The sequence below is a fragment of the Flavobacterium sp. KY-23415 genome (genome assembly GCF_055384985.1).
On record NZ_AP044001.1, the window covers coordinates 1172274 to 1184056 of the forward strand.

The 11783-nt window shown below is 33.7% G+C and carries 7 protein-coding genes; 2 read left to right on the forward strand and 5 right to left on the reverse strand.

Annotated elements, in window-relative coordinates; translation table 11 throughout:
• Positions 1–140 precede the first annotated feature (140 nt).
• On the reverse strand, positions 141–473 hold the full coding sequence (locus ACZ49Z_RS05295) for a hypothetical protein (RefSeq protein WP_464307144.1): 333 nt from the start codon (positions 471–473) through the stop codon (positions 141–143).
• A gap of 143 nt (positions 474–616) precedes the next feature.
• On the opposite strand from ACZ49Z_RS05295, the gene ACZ49Z_RS05300 reads away from it, so the two are divergent.
• The gene (locus ACZ49Z_RS05300; RefSeq protein ID WP_464307145.1) at positions 617–1417 is read left to right on the forward strand and encodes a TIGR00266 family protein; all 801 of its coding nucleotides are present in this window, start codon (positions 617–619) and stop codon (positions 1415–1417) included.
• Between the two features lie 85 nt (positions 1418–1502).
• Here the strand turns inward: ACZ49Z_RS05300 and ACZ49Z_RS05305 are convergent, their stop codons facing one another.
• From ACZ49Z_RS05305 to ACZ49Z_RS05315, 3 genes are read right to left on the reverse strand one after another with little or no spacing between them, the layout of a single operon-like run.
• A complete protein-coding gene (locus ACZ49Z_RS05305; RefSeq protein ID WP_464307146.1) occupies positions 1503–3368 on the reverse strand; it encodes an OmpA family protein in 1866 nt (621 codons plus the stop codon).
• A gap of 17 nt (positions 3369–3385) precedes the next feature.
• Positions 3386–4321 carry a PorP/SprF family type IX secretion system membrane protein gene (locus tag ACZ49Z_RS05310; protein WP_464307147.1) on the reverse strand — a complete coding sequence of 312 codons (936 nt, stop codon included), beginning with the start codon at positions 4319–4321 and terminating at the stop codon, positions 3386–3388.
• A 55-nt stretch (positions 4322–4376) separates the two neighbouring features.
• Positions 4377–10214, reverse strand: a complete 5838-nt coding sequence (locus ACZ49Z_RS05315) for a T9SS type B sorting domain-containing protein (protein WP_464307148.1) — start codon at positions 10212–10214, stop codon at positions 4377–4379.
• Positions 10215–10373: 159 nt separating this feature from the next.
• Between ACZ49Z_RS05315 and ACZ49Z_RS05320 the strand changes: the two genes are divergently transcribed.
• Entirely contained in the window at positions 10374–11135 is a 762-nt protein-coding gene (locus ACZ49Z_RS05320; RefSeq protein ID WP_464307149.1) for a UDP-2,3-diacylglucosamine diphosphatase, read from the forward strand.
• On the opposite strand, the gene ACZ49Z_RS05325 is transcribed toward ACZ49Z_RS05320, so the two are convergent.
• Complete coding sequence (locus ACZ49Z_RS05325) at positions 11124–11783, reverse strand: peptidoglycan-binding domain-containing protein (protein WP_464307150.1); 660 nt, start codon at positions 11781–11783, stop codon at positions 11124–11126. The two genes, ACZ49Z_RS05320 and ACZ49Z_RS05325, sit on opposite strands and share 12 nt — an antisense overlap.

Genomic DNA, 11783 nt, shown 5'->3' on the forward strand with positions numbered 1-11783 from the left:
TAAATATTGTAGTTTTTTAAAAGTCTATAAAGACAAACTAAAACAAATTCAAAAATATACTATGATAGAAAACAAACAGATGCTGTCTGAATCATCATGAATATATCATTAAAATAGTTGGTTAATAGGTTCTCAATATATTAAACAAATGCAGGAGGTCCTCTTAAATAGAAAGAGTTTCTGTTGAGTATGGTAATAATAGTTTTATTACCAAATAAGTAAGGAATTTCTAAAACAGGAGGAAATAACGAATAAGTAAAAATTTCAGGGGAAAGAAAACTTGCAAACTTAAAATCACAAATAGGACATTCTTCTTTTTCAAAAAGAATCTTACTAGAAAACACTTTAACCCCTTTATCGGTACCATTATCCCTATGAGAATGATGAGAGAAAAAATGCAACGATTGATAACTAACAGCAAACAATACCGCAAGCATCAAAACAAAATTCACTATTGCAATTTTTCTTTTCATTAACTACAAATATACTAAGTTTTATTGAAGCCTTACATTTATTTTTTTTTAAAATAACCGCAATAAGTTTTTTAATTAAAAATTCAATGGTAACATTTTAATCTCTATTCCGACTAATTTATAAACTTTAAACAAATTAGATTATGAGAGCACATGAAATAGATTATGAAATTTTTGGTGAAGAAATGCAATATGTGGAGATAGAATTAGATCCTCAAGAAGTAGTTATAGCTGAAGCAGGAAGCTTTATGATGATGGATAATGGGATTAAAATGGAAACCATATTTGGAGATGGTAGCCAAAAAGAAAGTGGGATTTTTGGAAAATTATTATCTGCGGGCAAGAGAGTTTTAACAGGAGAAAGCTTGTTTATGACCGCATATCAAAATGTAGAATATGGAAAGAAAAAAGTATCTTTTGCTTCTCCTTATCCAGGAAAAATAATCGCTATTGACTTAACAGAGTATCAAGGGAAATTTATTTGTCAAAAAGATGCTTTTTTGTGTGCTGCAAAAGGAGTAACCGTTGGTGTTGAATTTTCTAAAAAACTAGGAAGAGGATTGTTTGGAGGCGAAGGATTTATTATGCAAAAACTGGAAGGCGATGGTATGGCATTTGTTCATGCAGGAGGTACTTTAGCAAAAAAAGAATTAAAAGCAGGTGAAATTTTAAAAGTAGATACAGGTTGTATTGTTGGTTTCACAAAAGATGTAGATTACGACATTGAGTTTGTGGGAGGAATAAAAAACACTGTATTTGGTGGAGAAGGTTTGTTTTTTGCAACATTGAGAGGCCCTGGAATTGTTTACATTCAATCGTTACCATTTAGTCGTTTGGCTGATAGAATTATTCAAGCGGCACCTCAAATGGGAGGAAAAGATAAAGGAGAAGGAAGTTTACTAGGAGGGCTCGGGAACTTATTAGATGGTGATAATAGATTTTAGTTACAGCAATAAATAAAAATTAAAAGACCACAAAAGCAATTGCTTTCATGGTCTTTTCTTAATTAAAATAAAAGAAAACTGAAAATTATTTTTTGATAATTAAAAATTCTGAACGTCTGTTTTGAGCATGTTCTTCTTCTGTACATTCGTCACATTGAATTAATAATTCACTTTCACCAAATCCTTGTCCGCTAATTCTAGCTTTATCTATACCTTTAGAAATAATATATTGAACTGTAGATTTAGCTCTATTTTCCGACAAGTTTAAGTTATATTTATCCTTACCTCTATTATCTGTATGAGATTTTGCAAAAATCACCATTTCTGGATATTCATTCATAACAGCAACAAGCTTGTCTAATTCTTCAGCACCTTGAGCCGTTATATTGCTTTTGTTAAATTCAAAGAAAATAGGTTGAAGGATAACTTCTTTCTCTGTGATTATAGGCTTAATAGGTTCTAAGTATGCTTCAACAAGTGTTGAACCGTTACCAGATGCTGGTGATACAAAAACAGCATCTTCATAGCCCTCTTTTGAAACTTTAAATGAGTATTCCGTTTCACAAGCCACTTCAAATATTTTTTGACCAACATAATTAGTTGTATTAGTTGCTAAAATATTGTTAGCTGGATCAACTACATTAATTGTAGCGCCTTCAATAGCTTTTCTTGTTTCTGCGCTTTTCACGATAACAATTGCATTTACACCACAAATTGGATTTGCAAGATAAATATTATCGACACCTTCTCTATTACTTGAAAATAAGGCAATGTTTTTTGCAGCATTAAAACTAAAAGAGAAATCATCTTTTTCAGAATTAACAGGCTCACCAACATTTATTGCTTCTGTTCCTTTCGTTAAATCTGCAAGAAATACATCGTAACCTCCAAACCCTTGCCTAGAATCTGAAGTAAAATAAAGCAAATTATCCTCTGTAATGAATGGAAAACTTTCATTTCCGCCAGTATTAATTTTAGCCCCTAAGTTTTCTGGAGTTCCATATTCGTCTCCATTAACACTTACTTTCCAGATGTCTTCACCTCCTAATCCTCCAGGCATATCCGAAGAGAAATAAAGGGTTTTACCATCGTTACTAATACTTGGATTACGTAAAGAATATTCAGGACTGTTTAACGAAAGAGCTTTTGCATTTTCCCATTTTCCATCATTTTTAGTAGCTTTATAAAGATACATTCTACCATACTTTACATTTTTTTCTTTAACTTTCTCAAACTTGTTTTCATTAAAGCTTTCGCTAACATAATACATTGTATTACCATCGGCAGTCACCGCTACAGGCCCATCGTGCCATTTGGTATTTACTCCACTTACTAATGTTGCTTCACTAATTGTTCCATTCTCATTATAGGTTGCTTGATAAATATCAAGATAGGGCTCTTTGTTCCAACCATGACTTTTTCTAGCAGTATTTCTAGCACTGGTAAAATAGATTGTATTGTCGTTTGTTAAAACTCCTCCAAAATCTGATTTATCGCTACTAATATCAGAAGGTTTAATGTCAAATAATGGTCTTTGTGATTTTAATTTTGACAAATAATTCGGATTGCTTTTGTATGACATTGCTCTAGAATCATTTGGAGCTAAAGAAGCAAATTTTTGCATTTGTTTATTAGCTTCTTCATAATTCCCCTCTGCTTTTAACATTTGAGCGTATTTATAATACACTTCAGGTTTTTGATCTTCTTCAACCAATTTTGCATACCATTTTACAGCTTCTTTGGTATTAAAGACATTATAATAACTATCCGCTAATTGCTGATTGATATAATTATCATTTTGATTTTTATCAACCAATTTTAAATATTCATTAGCAGCTTCAACATATTCAAATCTATCGAATAGTTTATCTGCACTTTTCGTTTTGTTGTTTTGCGCACTTAGTATTCCACTAGCGATTACAAAACTTAAGGTTATATATAGTTTCTTCATGTTTTATCGCTTTTAAATTAGAAATATCGAGGTGAACGAGATACTTTTCTCGGGAAATTTAAATCGAACAACATTATTATCTCATGTGAAGAAGGTGTTGTTACTTTTAAGTCAGATACAATATGATCATATGCATATCCAATTCTAATGTTTGGAGTTATTGCATAATTAACCATTGCACCGTAACTATCATCTAGTCTATATGTAGCACCAATTTCAAACTTTTCATTGAATAAGAAATTTGTTGAAACATCTACAGATGGATCTACATTAAATGCAGATTTTAACATAAAGAAAGGTTTGAATTTTATTTTTTCATTCAAATCAAAAACATAACCTCCAGTTAAAAAGTAATGACTTGCTTCTGAGCCGAACTGATAACTATTATCTTGAACTCTTAAATCTAAATGTTTAGATTTAAGCATGTTTGGCACCGAAAAAGCTAGGTAGAATTTATTTGTGTAATAAAAAAGACCAGACCCAATGTTAAAATAGGTATTACTTACATCTTCAGAAAAAGCAGGATCACCAGAATTAGGCACAAATCCATTACCAATTTCACTAAACAATCCTACTTTATGAAAAGTTAAACCTGCTTTAATACCAAATGCTAATTTATGTTCTCCTCCTAAATTAAGAGTATAAGAGAAATCTCCATATACATTATTTTCTTCTACCGGACCAATTTTATCCGTAATTGCAGACAATCCTAATCCTACATTTTTACCTACAGGTGAGTGACCTGAAAGGGTACCTGTTGTTGGAGCATTTTCAATATCAACCCATTGCTTTCTATATAATAATCCAATTGCAAGATTTTCTTTGCTTCCTGCATAGGCTGGATTTATAACGTTCATATTATACATGTATTGTGTATAATGAGGGTCTTGTTGTGCGTTGGCATCAACAAAAGATAACATTATGCCCAAAGCTACTAAATATAGTTTCTTCATTTTATTTTAAATTTTTAAATACTGCCTTCATTAAGAAGGCAGTAAATTTTATTTTTTATTGTTGTCTGTTAATATATATCCAACCCGTTCTAGATTCCATATCTTCAAAATCAATAGAATAGTAGTAAGTTCCGTCAGGTAATTCATTACCATTATCGGATTGCCCAAACCATTCATCTTCATAGTTTGATTTCTCATATACTTGCTTTCCATATCTATTAAAGATTTTCAATGTTTTAACATTAAATCCAGATAAGTCAAAATAATCGTTTAATCCATCTCCATTTGGCGAAATACCTTTTTGAATAGTACATGCAATCACAGTTACTTGAACATCTACTGGAGATGCACAAAAACTTACATCTGGTGTAAAAGTATAAGTCCCTGTTCCTACAACAGAAGTGTTTATAGATGATGGAGACCACGTTCCTGTAACATTTTCTAACGATGTTGCAGGCAGAGCTGTATCTGTAGAGCCAGAGCATAAGTCTTCAATTGGATTGAAAGTTGGAGTAGATCTTGCCTCTACAATTACCTCTAGAGTTCCTGTACTAGCACACAAACCTGAATCTGGGTTAAAAGTATATAATGTTGAACCAAGAAGACTAGTATCGATTGAACTTTCTACCCAAGTTCCAGTAAATCCTTCAATAGATTGCGAAGGAAATGCGGGAGAAGTTGATCCTTGGCAAATAGTAATACTGCTAAAAGTTGCCTGAGTAGGAGCATCAATTGTGAAAGTTAACGGATCAGAAAAACAGCCTGTTGCAGTGTCATGAGCAACTAAAGTATAAGTTCCAGAACCAACTCCAGTAAATGTAGTTGACGTTTGTGTGGTTGAATTAGTTCCATCACTTAAAATATACTCAAAACTAGAAACAAAAATAGAATAATTCCCTACATCAGAATAATCCTCAGGGTCTATTGCTGTCCAATCAGCTGGATTCCAAGTTAATGTTGGTAAAACCGTTCCAGTTGCAATCCTTCTGTAAGTATAACCAACACCATTAGCAGGAGTAAATATTGAACCATCTGTTGTTCCCCAAGAATCAATATCAACATCTGCACTTGTAGCCAATCTAATGTTATCATTATTGTTTACTCCAGAACATGTTGTAAATGTTAAGTCTGGCGTTACAGTTGAGATATTAGCACTGTTACTTAATTTAATTACCACAACGTCATCATTAGCTAGCATACCACTTAATGGTAAATTACAATTTGCTACAGGATTACCATTAGTATGTACTTTAAGTTTATAATTACTTAAATCTACTGTTGCTCCAGTTCCATTATAAATTTCTACATAAGTTAATGACCCAGATTGAGCATCAGTAATTTCAGAAATAAATAAATCTGAAGGATAATTAGACTGAGAAATTAATGGTGATGTAACTTCTACTATAGCTGTTGGGTTTGCACAAGTGTCAAAATCAGCTGTTGGAACTGGCACAGAAGTTACTGCTACTGTTGCAGTTGTTCCTGTTAAATCAGCACTACATCCAGTGGTTGTATTTGTAATCGATATTAAGTCAATTGTTACACTACTTGTTGGAGCTGGAATAGTTAGTGTATAATTTCCAGACGCATCAAGCGTTATTGATTGATTACCCCCTCCATTAATTGTGTAGATTACGTCTGCATTTGCACTTCCGTTAAAGGTAAATTCAGCATCGCTACCTAAACATATAATATTGTTTGTAGCGATTAAACTGCTAACCTCAGGAAGTGGGTTCACAATTGCTGTATTAGTATCTGTAAGCGCAATATTACAAACTGAATCATATATATTAAGTAAAGAAAGCACCACGTTTCCAACTGCTGGATTAACTACAGTAATGGTAAGGTTACCACTTGCATCAAAAACAGCAGTGCCTGAATTACCATTTACGGTATAATCTAAAGAATAATTTGGTGTCCCTTGCACTGTAAATTCTATATCATTACCAAAACAAACTGGCGAATTTGAAGTTATTTGTGATACAGATGGAGAGAAATTAGTTATTACAATCTCAGTAGCATCTGTTATTACACATCCATTAATTTCAAAAATGAAATTGTTATATACACCCGCATTAAGATTCGGAATTATAATTTCACCTGCAGGACTTGCCGTAAAGTTTGCCGGCCCAACTGTTACTGTATCATCATTATATGTTATACTGTAAGTATCTCCAGAGCTTAAACCTGAAACGGTTATAGATGCGTTTGAGCTACCACATTCTTCATTTGAAAAAGTAAATGTTGGTGTACTTTGAATTGAGAATGTTGATTTGAAATTATTTCCACCATTATTCACAAGTACAGTGTCATTACAATCGGTTGTACTAATATTGTCTCCAACCAATGTATAATATACCTCAACTGTGTAATTTCCAATAGTTGGAACAGCTGTTAAATCAATTGACTGTGAAATATCTGTCCATTTTTGATCTCCTGGATTACAAGTTCCTCCTGAAGGGAAATTTCCAGTACCATCACAATCCTCAACAGTAGTTAATGGAACATCAATGAATGCACCACTAGGCCCTCCAGAAGTTAAATATACTCTATAGTGCATCGTTGCCGAACAAACATTTGAAGTGGTTATATTTTTAAAAGATTTCAATTGACCTCCTTTTAATAATAAGTTACCTGAATTTTGAACATAGTTACCAAAATCATTATTTGTAAATATATTAGACGCAGGTCCAATACTAGCTGCCCCAGAACCAGTTGTGTTAAAATACTCGCCTGGTGTAGTTGTCTGACAGTTTTCAATATTAACAGCGGTTGCAATAGCGTTAAATGTACAAGATGCTAAAATTTCTACATCTATTACCAAAACTTCTGCACATTGAAATGAAGCATCAGGTGTAAAAGTATATTGATAGATTCCTGATACGGAAGTATCTATAGTTGCTGATGGAGTCCAAACTCCTTGAACACCATTGTTTGAAGTGTCCGGTAGTGGTGGAGCTGTTGCTCCTATACAAAATGGTCCTGGCACTGCAAATGATGGAATTGTTTTTTCTAAAACTGTAATTTCAACAAAATCTGAAGTAGCACATAAAGCATTTGTATCAGTTGATTCTACTTGAATAGTATAAGTACCTGGAGCAGTTGGAGTAAACACAACTGTATTACCTGTAGTAGTATTTAATCCCGTACTTGGTGTCCAATTGTAAATTGAATTTCCTCCAGTAGCGTCTAAAGTTATTGTCTCATCAATACAAATAGTCGAATTTGGCTGAGTAATAACTACATCTGTAGTGGTAGACCCACCAGAAGTTATAGTTACAGAATAATCACACTGAGCTCCTGCAAAACCATCTATCATTAAGTAATAATTTTGTCCAGGAACAAGCCCAGTAAAATTCAAAGCATTCACACCAACATTCATTTGTCCATAACAATCTATAACATTTATTGGACCACTACCCGGTGTTACTGCACTGAATATCATGAATTGAATATCACTTCCATTGATACAGTTTCCTACTAATACATCCATAGAAATGGTAGTAGAAGTTGCTTGGAAAGTTAAGAATGAATTGTTCTCAATTGATCCACAAAACGCTGCGTCTAATTCTGGCCAATCTCCTTCGTCATTATATGCTAATGAAGTATTTCCACAATATCCGTTTAGATTACATACAGGTGCTGCTTCTGGGATTACATCTCCAGCAGGTTCCGAACCTCCACAACCAGGAAACAAAGTGTTGAATGGTTTTGGTCCAGACCAAAAACTTGAATCTCCACCACAATCTGCAATTACATAAAATTCGTAATTCGTATTTGGATTTAATCCTGTGGCAAGAAATGAATTTGTGCCTGTTACAGTTTGAGGATAACCTGTTACTGCGTTAGCATAAGGAGGAGTCGGGTAACCACTTCCAACTGGCTGTACAATAACTTGCCAAGTAGTTGCGGTTCCAGCTTCTGTCCATCCTAAAGTTGCTGTTGTGTCTCCAATGTTTGTTACTGTAAGATTCGTTGGGTAAGGACATGTTGGAGGCACAGTACATTGTATAGAAGCGTCCCATCCTGCTAAGTTAGTGAAACCATTTGAAGTGAAAACAAAGGTTAAACATCCATCAGGGGCTGTTGAAACTAAAATTGGAGGAAGTGTTGTTCCAGTATAAGTCCCAATAGGTGTTCCTGTTGCAGTACTTCCATTATATACTGTCAAACTGTCGCTAGTATCTAAATTAAAAGTATTAAAAAAAGCAATTACAACGTTTCCAGGTGTGTCTGGACAAATAGTTGTTGTTGTGTTTTGGTTCGGCAAATAGTTGCCTGTTGGTCCACCTTGATCATAAAAATGATCTCCTGCACAATAGTCAGGATCAGTGGTGAATGTTGAAATATTAGACCAATCTCCAATGTCTGTAGTGGTACATCTTGCTCGAACATATACATCATAAGTTGTATATGAATCTAAAGGAGTAGAATCAAATAGCAATGATACTGGATAAGAATATAAAGGACCATTAACCGTCACATTTTGATAAGGTGTAGTGACTGCTCCTGCTCCTGGAGGTGCAGATCCTGTAGGAACCACATAAATATCCCATTGTGTTGGTGTTCCAGCATGTTGCCAAGTAACATTACCACTTGTTGGAGAAATAGAAGTAAACGCAACGTTTGTTGGCTTAGGACATGTAGGGAAGGGTGTACAGGTAACATTTGCTGTCCAACCTGACCTTACAACAGAACCGTCACTTCTAAAACGGAAAGTTAAAGCACCTGTCGGATTCAACGCTTCAAAAGGACCAGGTATAGTGGTACCCCAATAACCACCTGCTTGACCGCCAGGCACATTTCCTGGTCCATTTGCACTTAATATTAATGCATTTGGATCTGTTGTGTCGCTGTCGTAAACATATAAGGCATCATAGTTAGACTCAGTATTGAATGAAGTGAATGTAACGGTTACATATTCACCTGCATTGGGAATAATTGTAACAATATAATCTTCATTATTGCCATAATCTCCAGCTATACCCCCTTGATCAATGAAATTACCTCCACAACCAGGAGGTAGTGCAGATGTCGTAAAACAATGTGGGCCTGTCCATGCACTTACATTGTCAGATCCACAAACTGCTCTAACATAATAGCAATAAGTAGTTAAACCAGAAAGACCTGTTAAATTATAAGTTGGTGTGCCTGTCGCAGTAACTAGCGTTCCAGTACCTTGAGTAAAACCGTTAGCTCCATATTCAATCTCCCATTGAGTTGCCGTTCCAGGACTAGTCCAGTTTAGTGTTGCAGAAGTTGCTAATGGTGTTGCACCTAAGTTTGTATTATCTAAACATTTAGAATCAATGTTCACATTATCAACAAACCATCTGTCTCCATTATCGTTTTCCATTACAAAAGCGACGTAAAGATTTTGACCAACATAAGCATTCAAATCTACTATTTTTTGAATATAAGTAGTTTGTTCTGCTAGTAATGTACCGTTCATTAACTGTGATTCATCCCATGTTGCAACTGTAGTTGTGAACGAAGATAAATTAGTTTGAGAGGTTGATGAAATTCTAATGGAAAAAGTACTTCCTTGAATTCCAGCCTGTGTTAATTTTGTATAAAAACGAAGTTGACCATTTGCAGGAATTAATACTTGAGGAGTAATGAGCCAATCTTGGGCTAATGTTCCGTCAGCTACGTTTTCTCTGCTTAAATAAGCCGCTCTAGTTCCTTGATATTGTTGTCCAGCAGGGGCAACTTGCCACTTTTGTGCAGTTCCAATGCCATTATCAAGTATTTTCCATGTTCCCGACGTCAAAACCCAGTCGTCTCCTGGAGGGTTAGGAACAGGTGACGAAGTCCCTTCAAAGCCTTCTGTTAATTGGCCAAAGGTTAGTAAGGTGAACATCGACATGAAAAAAAGTAATAATTTTTTCATTCTATAATTTTTTAGTTAAAATTTGATTAATAATCCAAAGTTAACAATAAAATGATGCTATTAAATATCTATCGGTAAAATGTATCAAAACTTCGATAAAACGCTAAATTAAGCTTATTTATTTTTCTTAATTTTGTGCAAATTAAAAAAAACATAACATTGGATAAAAAAAACAGAATATACTTTGCTTCTGATCAGCATTTTGGCGCACCCAATTTTGAAGAAAGTTCCAATAGAGAAAAAACATTCGTAAGATGGTTGGATGAAGTAAAAAAAGATGCTGATGCTATTTTTTTATTAGGTGATTTGTTTGATTTTTGGTTTGAATACAAGACTGTTGTCCCAAAAGGTTTCATTCGTGTTCTGGGAAAACTTGCTGAAATTAGAGATGCAGGAATTCCAATCTATTTCTTTGTAGGGAATCATGATTTATGGATGGATGATTATTTTGAGAAAGAATTAAATATTCCTGTATATCATGATAATATGGAATTTAGTTTTAATAATAAACTTTTTTTAATTGGTCATGGAGACGGGAAAGGTCCTGGCGACAAAGGCTACAAGAGAATGAAAAAAGTTTTCACTAATCCGTTTTCTAAATGGCTTTTTCGATGGTTGCACCCAGATGTCGGAGTGAGGTTAGCACAGTATCTATCTGTTAAAAACAAATTAATATCTGGAGAAGAAGATGTTACTTTTTTAGGAGAAGATAAAGAATGGTTAGTACAATATGCCAAACGCAAATTAGAAACTAAACATTATGATTATTTTATTTTTGGTCACAGACATTTACCTATGATTATAGATGTAGGCGAAAACTCCAAATATGCAAATTTAGGTGATTGGATAGGATATTTTACTTATGGGGTTTTTGATGGAGCATCTTTCGAGTTAAAAAAATTTGAAACTTTAGTGCAATAGATAATCAAGAGTTATCAAATCTATTTTTCCATTTGGAAATAATTCGTGCTTTTCTTGAAATTTTTTCAAAGCGTTTTCTGTTATTTCTTTAAAAATACCGTCACTAGGAATAGTAAACCCTTTTTGAATTAAACGTTTTTGAATTTCGAATACAAATGAGTTTGTATCCCCTATTTTTAAACTAAACTTTTCAGGATTTTGGTGATACATTTCTCTTAATTTCTGCTCTTTTATATATTCCAAATAGTTATCGGTACTGTATCCATATTCTTCAAACAACCTAATATCATTATCCTTTAACCCTTTTTGTTTTAATGTTGACGATTGAATTAAACGACTTTCATAAAATTTCACTGTACCTAGCTTTTTAGAATAATTCGCAAAAGCTGTTTTCGAATCATTGTCATCTTCTTTGGGGTTACGAACATCTAGATCATAAACATTCCATTGTATTCTGACAAAAGCATTTAAATCCTCAATAGCTATAAAATAGTTTTTTAAAAAATTTTGGTCATAATAATCTAAATCTGTTCGATCATTTATAACATAATCTATTCCAGGTGAATGAAAACGCTTATATGTTTTGTATTGACTATAGCCTACAATGGCTAAAATAACAAGTAGTAGTGTTATGATAATTTGTTTCAT